The 15,329-nt window shown below is 63.1% G+C and carries 15 protein-coding genes, 1 tRNA gene and 1 other RNA gene; 8 read left to right on the top strand and 9 right to left on the bottom strand.

What is annotated here, in order from left to right; translation table 11 throughout:
* The first annotated feature begins 2 nt into the window (after window positions 1–2).
* Both map and ppgK read left to right on the top strand, forming a co-directional pair.
* Window positions 3–866 carry a type I methionyl aminopeptidase gene (map, locus tag CJ028_RS19735; protein ID WP_105036850.1) on the top strand — a complete coding sequence of 288 codons (864 nt, stop codon included), beginning with the start codon at window positions 3–5 and terminating at the stop codon, window positions 864–866.
* A 32-nt stretch (window positions 867–898) separates the two neighbouring features.
* Complete coding sequence (gene ppgK, locus CJ028_RS19740; protein ID WP_105036851.1) at window positions 899–1,657, top strand: polyphosphate--glucose phosphotransferase; 759 nt, start codon at window positions 899–901, stop codon at window positions 1,655–1,657.
* Window positions 1,658–1,703: 46 nt separating this feature from the next.
* On the opposite strand, the gene rnpB is transcribed toward ppgK, so the two are convergent.
* The 8 genes from rnpB to CJ028_RS19780 form a co-directional block, all read right to left on the bottom strand.
* Window positions 1,704–2,083: RNase P RNA component class A (gene rnpB / locus CJ028_RS19745), an RNA gene on the bottom strand.
* Between the two features lie 47 nt (window positions 2,084–2,130).
* Window positions 2,131–2,868: a zinc ribbon domain-containing protein gene (locus CJ028_RS19750; protein ID WP_105036852.1), complete on the bottom strand. Its 738-nt coding sequence runs from the start codon at window positions 2,866–2,868 to the stop codon at window positions 2,131–2,133.
* A gap of 61 nt (window positions 2,869–2,929) precedes the next feature.
* Window positions 2,930–3,748, bottom strand: a complete 819-nt coding sequence (locus CJ028_RS19755; protein WP_105036853.1) for a Nif3-like dinuclear metal center hexameric protein — start codon at window positions 3,746–3,748, stop codon at window positions 2,930–2,932.
* Window positions 3,749–3,830: 82 nt separating this feature from the next.
* The gene (locus CJ028_RS19760) at window positions 3,831–4,166 is read right to left on the bottom strand and encodes a hypothetical protein (protein ID WP_105036854.1); all 336 of its coding nucleotides are present in this window, start codon (window positions 4,164–4,166) and stop codon (window positions 3,831–3,833) included.
* 144 nt (window positions 4,167–4,310) lie between these two features.
* Window positions 4,311–5,021, bottom strand: a complete 711-nt coding sequence (locus CJ028_RS19765) for a GAF and ANTAR domain-containing protein (protein ID WP_105036855.1) — start codon at window positions 5,019–5,021, stop codon at window positions 4,311–4,313.
* A gap of 12 nt (window positions 5,022–5,033) precedes the next feature.
* Entirely contained in the window at window positions 5,034–5,756 is a 723-nt protein-coding gene (locus tag CJ028_RS19770; protein ID WP_129590552.1) for a GAF and ANTAR domain-containing protein, read from the bottom strand.
* Window positions 5,757–5,813: 57 nt separating this feature from the next.
* Window positions 5,814–5,886, bottom strand: a tRNA-Val gene (locus tag CJ028_RS19775).
* A 73-nt stretch (window positions 5,887–5,959) separates the two neighbouring features.
* A complete protein-coding gene (locus tag CJ028_RS19780; RefSeq protein WP_105036857.1) occupies window positions 5,960–6,430 on the bottom strand; it encodes a peroxiredoxin in 471 nt (156 codons plus the stop codon).
* 291 nt (window positions 6,431–6,721) lie between these two features.
* Between CJ028_RS19780 and aceE the strand changes: the two genes are divergently transcribed.
* The 6 genes from aceE to CJ028_RS19810 all read left to right on the top strand — a co-directional run bounded on the left by aceE (window position 6,722) and on the right by CJ028_RS19810 (window position 14,349).
* Window positions 6,722–9,448 (top strand): pyruvate dehydrogenase (acetyl-transferring), homodimeric type, encoded by a 2,727-nt coding sequence (gene aceE, locus CJ028_RS19785; RefSeq protein ID WP_105036858.1) that lies wholly within the window; start codon window positions 6,722–6,724, stop codon window positions 9,446–9,448.
* Between the two features lie 6 nt (window positions 9,449–9,454).
* Complete coding sequence (locus tag CJ028_RS19790; protein WP_105036859.1) at window positions 9,455–10,657, top strand: PucR family transcriptional regulator; 1,203 nt, start codon at window positions 9,455–9,457, stop codon at window positions 10,655–10,657.
* A 104-nt stretch (window positions 10,658–10,761) separates the two neighbouring features.
* Window positions 10,762–11,682, top strand: coding sequence for an ACP S-malonyltransferase (locus CJ028_RS19795; protein WP_105036860.1), 921 nt, complete (start codon window positions 10,762–10,764; stop codon window positions 11,680–11,682).
* A 17-nt stretch (window positions 11,683–11,699) separates the two neighbouring features.
* Complete coding sequence (locus CJ028_RS19800; RefSeq protein WP_105036861.1) at window positions 11,700–12,704, top strand: beta-ketoacyl-ACP synthase III; 1,005 nt, start codon at window positions 11,700–11,702, stop codon at window positions 12,702–12,704.
* A 57-nt stretch (window positions 12,705–12,761) separates the two neighbouring features.
* Complete coding sequence (locus tag CJ028_RS19805; RefSeq protein WP_092108059.1) at window positions 12,762–13,010, top strand: acyl carrier protein; 249 nt, start codon at window positions 12,762–12,764, stop codon at window positions 13,008–13,010.
* Between the two features lie 103 nt (window positions 13,011–13,113).
* Entirely contained in the window at window positions 13,114–14,349 is a 1,236-nt protein-coding gene (locus CJ028_RS19810) for a beta-ketoacyl-[acyl-carrier-protein] synthase family protein (RefSeq protein ID WP_105036862.1), read from the top strand.
* Window positions 14,350–14,529: 180 nt separating this feature from the next.
* On the opposite strand, the gene CJ028_RS19815 is transcribed toward CJ028_RS19810, so the two are convergent.
* Window positions 14,530–15,051, bottom strand: coding sequence for a DUF3145 domain-containing protein (locus tag CJ028_RS19815; protein ID WP_105036863.1), 522 nt, complete (start codon window positions 15,049–15,051; stop codon window positions 14,530–14,532).
* Between the last annotated feature and the right edge of the window lie 278 nt (window positions 15,052–15,329).

Genomic DNA, 15,329 nt, shown 5'->3' on the forward strand with positions numbered 1-15,329 from the left:
TTATGCCTAAGGATTCAATCGGTCACCTCGTCCCGGGAACGGTGTCACCGACCCGTTCCGTTCCATCACACATCGTTCGCCCGGAGTACGTGGGCAAGAAAGGCCCGAGCCCGTTCACCGGCTCTGACGTCTATTCGACCGAGAAGATCGAGCTTATTCGTGAGTCCGGCCGCATCGCCGCCGAGGCCATCGCCGCTGTCGGGCGAGCCATCGTTCCCGGGGTCAGCACCGAACACCTGGACCAGATCGGTCACGACTTCCTGGTGGCCAACGATGCCTACCCCTCCACCCTCGGGTACCGCGGTTACCCCAAGTCGCTGTGCAGCTCGGTGAACGAGGTCATCTGCCACGGAATCCCCGACAGCACGGTGCTCGAAAACGGCGATATCGTCAACATCGACATCACCGCGTACAAGAATGGTGTGCACGGCGATACCAACGTCACGTTCATCGTGGGCGAAGCCACCGATGAGGTGACGCTGCTGGTCGAACGTACCAGGGAGGCGCTCGCCCGCGGCATAAAGGCCGTCGCCCCCGGGCGTCAGGTCAACGTGATCGGCCGCACCATCGAGTCCTATGCCAAGCGGTTCAATTACGGCGTCGTGCGTGACTACACCGGCCACGGCGTCGGCGAAGCTTTCCATTCCGGTCTGATCATTCCGCACTATGACGCACCGCAGTACGACACGGTGATGGAAGTCGGGATGGTCTTCACCATTGAGCCGATGCTGACCCTCGGTACCAGCGACTGGGACATTTGGAGCGATGACTGGACGGTGCTCACGCGAGACCGCAGCATGACCGCACAATTCGAACACACCCTCGTGGTGACCGCACAAGGCGCTGAGATTTTGACCCTGGCCTGACCGACCTTTTCGAACGGATAGAGGATCAACAAATGACCGCACAGACCGCAATCGGCATCGACATCGGTGGCACGGGAATCAAGGGGGCGGTGGTCGACCTGGCCACCGGCTCGCTCCTCTCTGATCGAGTGAAGCTGCCCACTCCCAAGGGCGGTCGACCGCAGGATATCGTCGAGACCACCCGAACCCTGCTCGCCACTGTCTCGAAGGACGTCGGCGACCTCCCGGTCGGCGTGTGTTTCCCCGCGGTCGTGAAGAACGGTCACACAATGTCGGCCGCGAACGTCTCGTCGAAGTGGATCGGCCTCGCCGCTGAAGCCCTGTTCGAAAAGGGCTTGGGCCTGCCCATTCACTTCGTCAACGACGCGGATGCTGCCGGTTACGCCGAATCACAGTTCGGTGCGGCCAAAGACGTCGCCGGCGTGGTGCTGCTGACTACTCTCGGTACCGGGATCGGTTCAGCGCTGCTGAACGACGGCGTGCTCGTGCCCAACACGGAACTGGGCCACCTGCAGATCGACGGCTATGACTATGAAACCCGTGCGGCCTACTCCGCCAAGGAGCGTGACGACCTCAGCTGGGACAAATGGGCTGCGCGTTTGCAGAAGTATTACTCGATGCTCGAACTGCTCTTCTCGCCCGACCTGTTCATCGTCGGCGGCGGGGTCTCGAAGCACCACGAGGACTTTCTGCCCCTGCTCAACCTGAAGACGCGCATCATCCCGGCCGTGCACCGGAACAACGCCGGCATCCTCGGCGCCGCTGCGTTGGCGGCGCGCTTTCCCGGCTAGATAGCACCCGCATCCCGCGCTGGCGGGATGCGGTGTTCGAGGGGGTGGAATGGGCCGGCTAGTACGCCGGGTTCTGTTCGGGTGCTTGCACACCGTCGACGGCCATCTATCTCGTGACTACGTTGCCGCAGCCTTCTAGCGGTCTACCCGAAAGCTCGGCGAGCCGCCTCAACGCTTTCTGTCTGACCTTGCTCCGGACGAGGTTTACCGAGCCGACCAGGTCACCCTGGCCTCTGGTGGTCTCTTACACCACCGTTTCACCCTTACCACCAGCTCGCGCTGGTGGCGGTCTACTTTCTGTGGCACTGTCTCGCGGGTTACCCCGGGTGGGTGTTACCCACCATCCTGCTCTGTGGAGCCCGGACGTTCCTCGGCATCCGCTCGATTCGAAAATCTCGCGAATGACGCGACCGTCTTGCCGACCCATTCCGAGACTTGAGTCTACCCCTGAGCGGGCTGCCGCCCAACCGGGGCTAGATTCCGGACTCTTCGGTGCGCACCAGGACGGCACCACAGTCGGGGCAGAAGATAACCTCGTCGGCCGGTGCCTGCCGGGCGTCGGCGAGGTCGCTGCCGGTGAGGGTCATGGTGCAGCCGCTGCAGGTGCGGGCACGCAGCAGCGCCGCCGCGTTGCCGTGGCCAGTGATGCGCAGACGCTCATACAGTGCGGCAAGGTCGTCGGGGATGGTAGCCGCTACGGTGGCACGGTCGCGGGTAAGCTCGCCGAGCTGGCGGGTGAGGTCGCCCAGCACCTCATCGCGCGCGGACTCGGTGGCGCTCAGGCGTTCGGCGATGACGCCTTGTTCCTTTTCCACCACGGCGACGGCAGCCTCGTGCTCTTCCTGGCGCTCCAGCACTGCGATCTCGATCTCTTCGAGGTCGAACAGGCGCTTTTTGAGCGAAGCAATTTCGGAGTCCAGGGCCTGGATGTCCTTGATCGACGAGGTGTGCTGCAGGCGGTCGGTGTCGCGCGCGATCCGCTTCTCCACGACCTCGACGTCGCTTTCGATGCGTCCCAGTTCGGTGCGCACATCGTCGAGCTCACCCGACCGACCGAGCAGTTTCATGCGGCTGGCCTCAGCTTCACGATTGAGCGCGGCCAGTTCGGTGTGCACCGCGAGCGATTTTGACTGGTGGCTGAGCTGAAGAACCTTGATGTCCAGGGCCTGAAGCCGCAGAAGTTCCTTCTGCTGGAGTGGTGATGCCTTCACGATGTCCTGACCTAACGCTGGAATTGAGATGTACTACGAAAAAATGGGGGTGACTCGGAGATTAGTGCACAACGGCAAAATCCCACGGGTCGGTGTTAAGTTCGCTTACCGTTACGGACACTCCGGGCAAGGCCACGCGCAGCTGTTTGGCGGCCGGTTCCAGCCAGAGCCACTCGCTGGCCCAGTGGGCGACGTCCACGAGGGCCGGTCCGCCGCCGCAGAGCGCCTGCTCCCGCGCTTCCTGCGCCGGGTGGTGACGCAGATCGGAGGTGATGTAGACATCCGCTGCCAGCACCTTAGGATTCCGCAGCAGGGAATCACCGGCGCCGCCGCAGAGAGCGACCGTGCTGATCGGCGCGGAATAATCCCCAGCGACCCGCACTCCCGATGCCGTGGCCGGCAGAATTGCCAGGAGCGTGTGGGCGAGGTGTCCCAGCGTCGTCGGCACGGCCAAACGGCCGAACCGCCCGATGCCGGTGCCCGGAGCGGAACTTTCTGTGATGGGCAGGGCGTCGATCAGTCCCAGCCGGGTGGCGATCACGTCGGACACTCCGTCTGCGACGACGTCGGCGTTGGTGTGTGCGGCGAGCAGCGCGCAGTCTGCGCGAATCAGACGACTGAGCAGGGCACCCTTGTAGCCGTCTTCGGCCACGCTCGTGACACCGCGCAACAGCAACGGATGATGCGTCAGCAGCAGGTCAGCGCCGGCCTCGATAGCTTCGTCGACGGTGTCGGAGACGGCATCGACTGCCAAGTGAATGCTGCGAATGGGCTGGTTCGGATTTCCGCTGACCAGGCCCGGTGCGTCCCAGCCCTCGGCACCACCCAGGGGCCACAGGGTATGGGCGACGCGGGTAACGTCGGCGAGCGAGAATGGCACTCGTTCAGCCTACCGGGCGCCCGGCGCTGGAACTTCGCCGGGAAAGGAGCAACCCGATGCTCCGTTCCCGGCGAGAGACAAGTCAGTAGTCGAAGTCGTCGAACTGGGCTGCGGCAGATTCCTCGCGCGTCCAAGCGGCGGGAATCATGGCGCCGGTTTGAGCTTTGCGGTGCAGAAAATCGGTGGTCTCCGGTTCAACCAATTCGGGTGCGAGACTGTCGGCCGTCACGCTCACCAACTGGCTGGCCGACCCGATCAGGAACTGGGCACGCAGCAGGTGTCCGTCATCTCCCATCACGGGGATATCGACGACATCGACCTGACGGCGGTTGCACAGCGCCTCGGCGTAGAGGAGTACGGCATCAGCGAGATCGCTGCCGGTTGTTACTGAACCGCCCGGGTGAAATATGCGTTTCATGATTGCCCCTCGGAAGCTCACGGAATATTCACGTGCTTCCAGGGTCCGGGGTCGCTGTAGAAGTATATGCCCGGTCTACCCTAAGGCGATGGGAACACGGCTATCTCGCATATTCGATGATGAATCGGACCACACCGCGCGAGATTACAGGGTGAGCGCGCGATTCACGATCCGCTCGGCGACGTCCGCGAGGGGAAGACCGTTGTTGCGCGCATATTCGCGAATCTTGTCAAACGCATCGCCCATGTGCACGCCGTGGGTATAGGCCACCACGCCCTTGGCCTGTTCGATCAGCACCCGACTGCTCAGCGCGTGCTGCAGCTGCTTGCGAACAATATCGCTCTCCCGAATTGCCCGCTCCTGCAGGATACCGATGGTGGCGACATCCGCCAGCGCCTGAACAGTGTTGGTGTCTGCCGCGCTCAATCCCCCGGTGCGATCCCAGAACAGGTTGAGGGAGCCGATGGTTGTGGCCCGCAGTCGAAGTGGTACGGCATGCATCGTAGCGAAGCCCTGCGCGAGGGCACCCGAACGAAACTTCGGCCATTTGTCGCCGGTGCTGTCAATGTCGGGAATGGCTACGGCCAGGCCGGTCGTGAAGCTCTCAACGCACGGGCCGCTTCCGGCACGCAACTGCAAAATTTCGACCAAGCGGCTTCGTTCGTTCGTTGACGCCACGACTTCGAGTTCACCGTCGCCGGCCGACAGGATGATTCCGGCCGCCGACGCGTCGAGCAGGGCCGCACATTTCTCGACGAGCGTGTGCAATAGGTCGACGACGTCGTAGTCGGCAACGAGTGTGTCGGCCAAGGTAACGAAAGTCTCAAGGAGTTGACCTTCCCGGGTTTTTGTCACGATAGTTCCATTCTAAGACTCGGGAATCGACGAGAAATCCAGTCGTCGTGCCACTACATCTGTGGCGACTTCCCGAACAGTTCGTCCATGAGCAAAAGCATGTCCATGCATTATCAGGAGCGCGTCGGCCGCGGAAAGATTGAGCTGGACTAAAACCATTCCGGTTGCTTGATGAACGACGCGCCTTGAATATCCTTCATTATCTTCCAGATTTGTTTTTAGTGTTTGCGATGTGAGGGACCGACGCAAAACCTGCACGGCGGCAATGTGCACGAGCACTTCCGCGTCGAGAATCTGCGCCGGCGACAGTCCACCTGAGCGGTTCGAAAACAGGGAAACGGCACCGATATCCAGCGATCCCAAGCTCAGCGGAAAGGCGTAGACGGCACGCACACCGGTGTGCAGTGAGGCCTTCATCAGTGCCGGCCAGGTCGCGCCCTTCGTCGCCTGAAAATTATTGATGATCATGGGCCGCCGAGTGTGCAGCGCGTCCCAGGATGGCCCTTCACCGAGGTCCAATTGCAGCTCATCGAATAGAGCGGCCATCGAATTACTCGCGCAGACGGTCTCGCGCCCAAATGGATTCGCGAGCGTGCAAACGGCTGCGGCGTTCACCGGCAGCACGTGCAGAAAAGGCGCACAGATGCTGGTGCGGCTCTCGTGAGCGAGCGAAAGCTGTTCGACCGCGGCCCCGAAAGCCAGCCGATTAGTCACTAAAATGCCCAACCCAGACATATTTGCATCGTGCGTGTCACTCGGCCTCACGATCACAAGCTGTGGAAAAAATCTCTGTGGGCCCTACCGGGCTCGAACCGATGACATCCACGGTGTAAACGTGGCGCTCTACCAACTGAGCTAAAGGCCCCGAACGACGACTCTTCGTCGCGGGTCTGTTCAGTATAGGTCAGAGTCGCTGCGCGATTGCCGACCCGATGGGTTCAGTGGACCGGTGCGAGCTGCTCGAGCGCGGCCCGATACGACTCGATCGACCGCGCCTCGCCTGGCGCGGTGATGAAGCTGGAACGGATGATTCCGCTCGGGTCGATCAGGAACGTCGCGCGATTGGCGAAACCCTTGTCCTCGAGAAAGACGCCATATTCTTTCGCGACCGCGCCGTGGGGCCAGAAATCCGCGACCAGGTCGAAGCTATATTTCTCTTGCTCCCCAAAGGCGCGCAGGGCGTGTCTGGAGTCGACCGAAATACCAATCAGTTCAACGCCGCCATCGTCGAATAGAGCGAGGTTGTCGCGCAGCTCACACAGTTCACCGCTGCAGATTCCGGAGAAGGCGAGCGGAAAGAAGACGAGCGCGACCGACTTCATTCCCCGGTACTGGCTGAGCTGAACGCTTTCACCGAACTGGTTAATGAGTTTGAAATCGGGTGCCTGGGTGTCGTTTTCGAGAGCCATGAATGCTCCTTTCCTGGTGCGCCGTAACGCACGGATTGGCCGGTGACACACTCTAGTCCGGCAACGTGCGTGGATTCACAGACCGGGTCAAGTACGGTTCGTGAATTTTGGCCGGTGAAACCGCCCGCACGCGGACGACGACTAAAAATCTGTAGGCTTACGTGGTGCCGCTGGTTGCAATCCAACCTGCTCATTTACGGCACGTGCCCTCGTAGTTGCGAAAAAATGCACCGCGGAGCACCATCGCTGCATAAACTCCATCGCTGCATAAACCCCAAGGAGAGGTCGACTGTGACGGTCAACGACCAGGACCCGTACTCGACGAACAACGCCGACTCCGATCCGGAGGAAACGGCGGAGTGGTCGCAATCGCTCGATTCGCTCGTTGCCGAACACGGCCACGAACGCGGTCGCGAGATCATGCTCAGCCTGCTGAAGCGCTCGAAGGAGCTTCACCTCGGCGTTCCCATGGTGCCGACGACGGACTACATCAACACCATCGCCCCGGAGAACGAACCTGACTTTCCGGGCGACGAAGACATTGAGCGCCGCTACCGCGCCTGGATTCGCTGGAACGCTGCCGTTCTGGTGCACCGCGCACAGCGCCCCGGCATCGCCGTTGGCGGGCATATCGCGACGTATGCGTCATCCGCTGCCCTTTATGAGGTTGGTTTTAACCACTTCTTCCGCGGCCAGGACCACCCGGGCGGCGGAGACCAGATCTTCATCCAGGGCCACGCCTCCCCCGGCACCTATGCTCGTGCCTTCCTTGAGGGCCGCCTGACCGAGAACCAGCTGGACGGATTCCGCCAGGAAAAGTCGCACGCCCCCGACGGCATTTCCTCATATCCGCACCCGCGGCTCATGCCGGACTTCTGGCAGTTCCCGACCGTGTCGATGGGTCTCGGCCCAATCAACGCCATCTACCAGGCGCAGCTCAACCGTTACCTGACCAACCGCGGCATCAAGGATGCCAGCGACCAGCAGGTCTGGGCGTTCCTCGGCGACGGCGAAATGGACGAGGTGGAAAGCCGCGGTCAGTTGCAGGTCGCCGCCAACGAAGGCCTCGACAACCTCAACTTCGTGATTAACTGCAACCTGCAGCGCCTCGACGGTCCGGTGCGCGGTAACGGCAAGATCATTCAGGAGCTCGAGAGTTTCTTCCGGGGCGCTGGCTGGAACGTCATTAAGGTGGTCTGGGGCCGCGAGTGGGACAACCTGCTCAAGAACGACGTCGACGGCGCCCTGATCAACCTCATGAACGTCACGCCTGACGGTGACTACCAGACCTACAAGGCCGAAAGCGGCGCCTACGTGCGCGAAAACTTCTTCGGTCGCGACCCGCGCGCACTCAAACTCGTCGAACACCTGAGCGACGACGAAGTCTGGAATCTCAAGCGCGGCGGCCACGACTATCGCAAGGTCTACGCGGCCTTCAAGGCTGCGTCAGAGCACAAGGGCCAGCCCACCGTCATCCTGGCGAAGACGGTCAAGGGCTACGGCCTCGGTCCGAGCTTCGAGGGCCGCAACGCGACCCACCAGATGAAGAAGATGACCCTCGACAATCTCAAGTCCTTCCGAGACAGCATGCACGTGCCGATCACGGATGCTCAGCTCGAGGAAAACCCATACCTGCCGCCGTACTACACCCCCGGCGACAAGGATGAGGCGATCGAGTACATGCACGAGCGCCGCCGTGCGCTCGGCGGCTACCTGCCCGAGCGTCGCACCGCGCACACCAAACTCAATCTCCCCGGCGACGAGACGTACAAGGTGGCCAAGAAGGGTTCCGGTACGCAGGAAATCGCTACCACGATGTCTTTCGTGCGGCTGCTCAAGGAGCTGGTGCGGGCCAAGGACTTTGGTAACCGTATCGTTCCGATCATTCCCGACGAGGCTCGCACCTTTGGCATCGACGCGTTCTTCCCCACCGCCAAGATCTACAACCCCAACGGCCAGCACTACACGTCCGTCGACCACGCACAGCTGCTCTCGTATAAGGAGAGCCCGCAGGGCCAGATCCTGCACGTGGGCATCAACGAGGCCGGCGCCGCCTCGGCCTTCACCAACGTGGGTACCTCGTATGCCACCCAGGGTGAACCACTCATTCCGGTGTACGTCTTCTACTCGATGTTCGGATTCCAGCGCACGGGTGACGCCCTCTGGGCAGCGGGCGACATGATGGCCCGCGGGTTCATCATCGGCGCCACGGCCGGTCGCACTACGTTGACCGGAGAAGGCCTGCAGCACGCCGACGGGCACTCGCCGTTGCTGGCGTCGACCAATCCGGCCGTGGTTTCTTACGACCCGGCGTACGGGTACGAGATCGGCCACATTGTGCGCGCCGGCCTCGACCGCATGTACGGCGGAACCCACACCGACCCGAACGTCATGTACTACATCACTGTCTACAACGAGCCCGCCGTGCAGCCGGTCGAGCCCGACGATGTTGACGCGGACGGCATCCTGCGCGGTATCCACCGGGTGAGCGCATCCGCTGTCAGTGGTCCGAAGGCTCAGCTGATGGCCTCCGGTGTCGCCGTGCCGTGGGCGCTTGAGGCCCAGAAGCTGCTCGCCGATGACTGGGGCGTGTCGGCCGATGTCTGGTCGGTCACGTCCTGGACCGAACTGCGCCGCGATGGTCTCGCCGCCGAGGAGTACAACTTCCTCAACCCCGACGACGAGCCACGCGTTCCCTATGTCACCTCGAAGCTTGAGGGAGCAGCCGGCCCGTTCGTGGCCGTATCGGACTTCATGCACGCCGTTCCGGATCAGATTCGGCAGTTTGTTCCGCGCGACTTCGCGACGCTCGGCGCCGACAGCTTCGGCTTCTCGGACACCCGTCCGGCGGCACGTCGGTTCTTCAAGATCGACGGTCCCTCGATGGTGGTGCGCACCCTGGAGCTGCTCGCCCGTCGCGGTGAAGTAGACCAGAGCCTCGCCGGCAAGGCTATTGCCAAGTATCGCCTGCACGATGTGAGCGCGGGCACCACCGGCTCTGCCGGGGGCGAGAGCTAAGAAACCGTGGCACCGGCGCCCAAGACGAAAGAGCAGACCCTCAACTGGCTGCGCACCATTTCCGGTGAGCTGTCGACCCAGACGCTCAAGCGACTCGAGGACACGCTGTCCTGGTATGGCGATATGCCTCCAGGACGGCGGTCCGCCGTTGGGCTGGTGGCCCAGGCTGGGATCACGAGTTTTATCTCGTGGTTCGACGACCCACGGTCAACGCCGTGGATTGCCGCGGACGTCTTCGGTGCTGCGCCACGCGAGCTGCTCCGCTCGGTGAGCCTGCAGCAGACGCTGCAGCTCATTCGAGTGACCGTTGAAGTCGTCGAGGAACGGGTCAAGGACGGCGGCGAGGCCCTGCGCGAGGCCATTCTGCTCTATTCGCGCGAGATCGCTTTTGGAGCAGCGGATGTCTACGCTCGTGCCGCCGAGGCGCGCGGGCTCTGGGACGCACGCCTCGAGGCGCTCGTCGTCGACTCTATTCTCAGCGGGGAATATGACGACGAGCTGCCCAGCCGCATCGCAGCCCTGGGCTGGCACGGCCACGGCGAGGTCTGCGTGCTTGTCGGCACGACGCCACAGATGCTCGACGTCGATCAGCTGCGCCGGGCCGCCCGGCATATGGCTGCTGACGTTTTGATCGGAGTGCAGGGCAACCGCCTCGTGCTCGTAATCGGTCGCGCCCGCCCGGCGCCTGCCGACAGCGAGGACGTCGGCACGGCCGCTGCCCTCACCTTCATGGAAATCGCCATGCAGCTCGAGCCGATCTTCGGCCCAGGGCACCTGGTGCTGGGCCACGAGGTACCCAACCTGGTGGATGCGTCGAAAAGCGCGAAGGCCGCACTGGCCGGTTTCGCAGTCGCTCGCTCGTGGCGCAATGCGCCGCGCCCGGTACAGGCCGACGATCTGCTCCCCGAACGTGCCCTCGCGGGCGACCCGCTCGCCCGCGCCACGCTCATCCATCGTATTTATCGGCCCCTGCAAGCCCACTCCACCGAGCTGCTCACCACGCTGTGGTGTTATCTCGATAATGGCCGCTCGCTGGAGGCGACCGCGCGCGAACTGTTCGTGCACCCGAACACCGTGCGGTATCGCCTCAAACGGGTGTCCGAGGTCATCGGCTACGACGCTACCGGAGCCCGCGAGGCGCTCATTCTGCAGTCCGCGTTGATCATCGGCTCAATCAGCGACCACGACGGATCCACCCGCCGTCGCTGATCCAGCCTCGAAACCAGCGAATGTACTACTGTCGACAAAGCTTTCCTGGATACTTAGTGCGATCTGCACATTCATTTACGTCACCAGATTGGAAGACTAACTAAGTGATCGTTGTCGTCTGCCCGGGTCAGGGCTCCCAAACTCCCGGATTCCTTGAACCCTGGCTGGCTCTGCCTGCCTTCGACACCGGCCTCCGCCAAATTTCCGACGAGGTCGGGCTCGACCTCGTCGCCCACGGCACGGTCAGTGACGCCGACACCATTCGCGACACAGCGATCGCCCAGCCCCTCATAGTGGCTGCCGGCATCCTCACCCTCGAGGCCCTTCTGACCGATGGACGCCGTGACCACATCGCGGGTATCGCTGGACATTCGGTCGGCGAGCTGACCGCAGCCGCAGGCGCCGGCATCCTGACCAACGCCGAAGCCGTACGTTTTGTGCGCGAACGGGGCCTTGCCATGCGGGCGGCTTCCGCGCTGGAGGCCACCGGCATGAGTGCCGTGATCGGCGCCGATGAGACCGAACTACTCTCGCAAGTCGCCGAACTCGGCCTGGAACCGGCCAATTTTAACGGGAGCGGCCAGATCGTCGTCGCCGGGGCCCTTGATGCCCTCGCGGCCCTCGCCGCGACTCCCCCGCACCGGGCCCGCGTTATCCCGCTGCAGGTTGCGGGTGCATTCCACACCCGGTATATGCAGCCAGCCGTCGAACGGATGACCGTGGTCGCCGACTCCCTCAGCCCCAGCAACCCGACCCTCCCGATCTGGACCAACCGCGACGGAAGCCGGGTGAGCGACGGCTTCCGTTTTGTGGAACTGCTGGTCGGTCAGGTGTCGTCGCCAGTACGGTGGGACAGGTGCATGGAGGCTTTTGCTGCCGAGGGAGTCACCGGAATCATCGAGGTGGCACCCGCCGGTGCCCTCCTGGGGCTTGCGAAGCGAGCCCTGAAAGGCGTCCCCAGCGTCGCCATCAAGACCCCGGACGACTTGCCCGCCGCCTGGGCCATGATCGACCAGCAGTCCTGAATGTGATGAGAGAGACAATGACCAAACCAACACTTAAGCAGTCCCAGGGACCGCAGTACACCCGCATTCTGTCCGTCGGCGCCGCCCGCGGCGACCTCGTTGTACCCAATGATGAATTGGTTGAAGCGATCGACTCCTCTGACGAGTGGATTCAGCAACGCACCGGTATCATCACCCGCACCCGGGCGAGCCGGGACATCAACGCCATCGATTTGGCAACGGATGCCGCCAGTGAGGCCATCGAGCGCAGCGGCATCGATCCCGCTCTCATCGACGCCGTGATCGTCGCAACCATCAGCAATATTCGGCAGACCCCGTCGGTCGCCGCCATCGTCGCCGACCGCGTAGGGTCCAATCCGGCGGCGGCCTACGACATCAACGCGGCCTGCGCAGGTTACGCTTACGCCGTAGCCCAGGCGGACGCCCTGATTCGTACCGGTGCCGCGCACTACGCACTGGTCATCGGCGCCGAGAAGCTCTCAGACCTCGTCGACCCCACCGATCGGAGCATCTCTTTTCTCCTCGGCGACGGTGCGGGCGCTGTCGTCATCGGCCCGAGCGACTACCCGGGCATCTCCACCACAGTGTGGGGCTCGGACGGTTCCAAGGCTGAAACCATCCAGATGGATCACACGCTGCAGGAATATCGCCGCGGTGAAGCAGCCTGGCCAACCCTGCGCCAGGAAGGTCCCGCCGTCTTCCGCTGGGCCGTCTGGGATATGGCCAAGGTCGCCAAGAAGGCCCTCGAAGTTGCTGGGATCGAAAGTGCCGACCTGGCCGCTTTTATTCCGCACCAGGCGAATATGCGCATCATCGACGAGTTCGCCAAGCAGCTCAAGCTGCCGGAATCCGTGGTTATTGCCCGTGATGTAGCCACGACCGGCAACACCTCTTCGGCTTCCATCCCCCTCGCCACCCACCGCCTGCTCGAGGAACACCCCGAGCTCAGCGGCGGCCTGGCACTGCAGATCGGCTTTGGTGCCGGACTCGTGTTCGGCGCGCAGGTCGTTGTGCTGCCCTAACCCACCCACCCCCTAAACTAGGTCTCGGTCAACGAGACACCCTCAAGGAGAAAAAACATGGCATTGTCCACCGAAGAAGTTCTGACCGGCCTGGCCGAGCTCATCAACGACGAGACCGGAATTGCAACCGACACGGTTGAGCTGGGCAAGTCGTTCACCGACGACTTGGATATCGACTCCATCTCGATGATGACCATTGTCGTCAACGCAGAAGAGAAGTTCGACGTGAAGATCCCCGACGAAGAGGTCAAGAACCTTAAGACCGTCGGCGACGCCGTTGAATTCATCGTGAAGGCACAGGACTAGGCCCAAGCCTGAAACAGGTCGGCCGGAAATCGGCCGACCTGTTCATTGGGCTGGTGCCGAACGCGCCGGCCCACACGTTTGTCGTCCCATGGAGAGTTGACTTATGACCAAGAAAATCGTTATCACTGGCATCGGTGCCACTACGCCGCTGGGCGGCACGGCGGTCGACACCTGGACGGCCCTGCTGGCCGGCGAATCGGGTGCCACCACCCTCGAGCAGACTTGGGTCGCCGAAACAGCGATCCCCGTAACTTTTGCCGCACAGGCACGTGTGAAGACCGTTGATGTGCTGCAGCGATTCGAGGTCAAACGCCTCGATCCGTCCAGCCAGTTCGCGCTTATCGCCGGACGGGAAGCCTGGGCCGACGCTGGCTCCCCCGAGGTCGAGCCTGAGCGCCTCGCCGTTGATTGGGCCACCGGAATCGGTGGAGTGTGGACCCTGCTCGACGCCTGGGACACGCTGCGCGAGCGCGGTCCTCGTCGCGTTCTGCCGATGACCGTGCCGATGCTCATGCCGAACGGTCCGGGAGCGGCCATCGGAATGGACCTGCACGCCCGCGCCGGTATCACTACCGTCGTGTCCGCGTGCGCATCGAGCACCGAAGCGTTGATCAACGCCTACAACCGGCTGCAAGCCGGACTGGCCGACGTTGTCATCGCCGGCGGTTCCGAAGCGGCCATCCACCCGCTGCCGATCGCCTCCTTCGCGGCGATGCACGCCCTGTCTACCCGCAACGACGACCCGGCCACCGCGAGCCGCCCGTACGATGTCACACGCGATGGTTTCGTTCTCGGTGAGGGCGCTGCTGCCCTCGTCATTGAGACCGAAGAGCACGCCAAGGCCCGCGGTGCCCACATCTATGCCGAACTGCTCGGTGGCGTCGTCAACAGCGACGCGTATCACGTGACCGCACCGGATCCCGAAGGTGCTGCCGCCGCTCGCGCCATGGTGACCACGGTGCAGAACGCCGGCGCAACCCTCGCCGACGTCGCCCATATCAACGTGCACGCCACGAGCACCCCGGTCGGGGACATCGCCGAGTACAACGCCCTCAAGCGTGTGTTCGGGGATCTGCTGGACGGCATCCCCGTTTCAGCCACCAAGGCGTCGACCGGGCACCTGCTCGGTGGAGCCGGCGCCCTCGAGGCGTTCTTCACCGTGAAGGCTCTCGCCGAGCGCACGGCACCGCCGACGATCAACCTCACGTCGCAGGACCCGGAGATTCCACTCGATGTGGTGACCACTCCGCGGGCGCTTCCGGCGGGTGACCTGCTCGCGCTGAGTAACTCTTTCGGGTTCGGTGGACACAATGCCGTTGTGGCGTTCCGCTCCGTCTAAGTTCTGCAGATGAGAATGACCCCGTCCGAATCCGGACGGGGTCATTTCTGTAAGGCGGTTCGCCGTGTCTGGCCGCTTTGACGGGAACAGACTGTGACTTCGTGGGATTGCCGCCGGGAAAATCACCGGTCGACAGGCCGCGCCACCACGGGCGAACCGCACGCTGGGGGAACCGCCTGATCATCCGACCTGGTGTAGCCAGACCACGGCGTTCAGGTCGCTGGCCTGGCGGAACGGTTCCAGCTCGTCGTCCCAGGACTGCCCGAGGGCCAGGCGCAGCTGCCGGTGCAGTTCGATAGCATTGGCCCCTGCGCGCTCCATTGCCGCTCGAATGCGATCTTCGGGGACGACCACATTGCCCACGCTGTCGGTCTGCGCGTAGAAAATGCCCAGCGCCGGCGTGTGCAGCCAGCGACCGCCATCCGACCCGCTCTCGGCGTCTTCGGTAACTTCGAAGCGCAGCTGTTCCCAGCCGCGCAGAGCGGATGCGAGTGCCGCGCCGGTTCCCGGGGAACCCTCCCAGTAATATTCGGCCCGATGGGATCCGGGCAGCGCCGGTTGTTCTGACCAGTCAAAGTTGACAGCCTCGCCGAGAGCGCGGCCAGCCGACCACTCGACGTGCGGACAGACGGCCCGCGGAGACGAGTGCACAAATAGCACCCCCCGCGCAATCCGCGCCCGACGGTTAGGTGTTGAATCCATCGTGTTTCTCCGTTCCTAGTAGGTGCGTCTTCCCCAACGACCTCGGAACGACCGCGCGTACAACGTCGAGCTTTTTACAACTCAGTGCTGCGGGCACGATGGTGAATGTGAAATTGTTCGACTGCTGGAGCCCAGCAAGCCGATAGCGCCATTATGCCCCAGCGACCTGCGCATTGACAAGCGGCGGCTGGTCACGGACGTCGAATGAGACGGATGAAATTCCGCGTCACCCAACGGTGCTCAACGTCAGCTGACAGCTGCTCCAAGTACGCCGTGCG

This window comes from Cryobacterium aureum (genome assembly GCF_002954245.1).
GTDB lineage: Bacteria > Actinomycetota > Actinomycetes > Actinomycetales > Microbacteriaceae > Cryobacterium > Cryobacterium aureum.

Coding starts and splice junctions, on each gene's coding strand:
- CJ028_RS19815 (WP_105036863.1), bottom strand. CDS start 15,051: ATGGATTCAACACCTAACCGTCGGGCGCGGATTGCGCGGGGGGTGCTA.
- CJ028_RS19805 (WP_092108059.1), top strand. CDS start 12,762: ATGGCATTGTCCACCGAAGAAGTTCTGACCGGCCTGGCCGAGCTCATC.
- CJ028_RS19810 (WP_105036862.1), top strand. CDS start 13,114: ATGACCAAGAAAATCGTTATCACTGGCATCGGTGCCACTACGCCGCTG.
- CJ028_RS19780 (WP_105036857.1), bottom strand. CDS start 6,430: ATGGCTCTCGAAAACGACACCCAGGCACCCGATTTCAAACTCATTAAC.
- ppgK (WP_105036851.1), top strand. CDS start 899: ATGACCGCACAGACCGCAATCGGCATCGACATCGGTGGCACGGGAATC.
- CJ028_RS19770 (WP_129590552.1), bottom strand. CDS start 5,756: ATGTCTGGGTTGGGCATTTTAGTGACTAATCGGCTGGCTTTCGGGGCC.
- CJ028_RS19760 (WP_105036854.1), bottom strand. CDS start 4,166: ATGAAACGCATATTTCACCCGGGCGGTTCAGTAACAACCGGCAGCGAT.
- CJ028_RS19800 (WP_105036861.1), top strand. CDS start 11,700: ATGACCAAACCAACACTTAAGCAGTCCCAGGGACCGCAGTACACCCGC.
- map (WP_105036850.1), top strand. CDS start 3: ATGCCTAAGGATTCAATCGGTCACCTCGTCCCGGGAACGGTGTCACCG.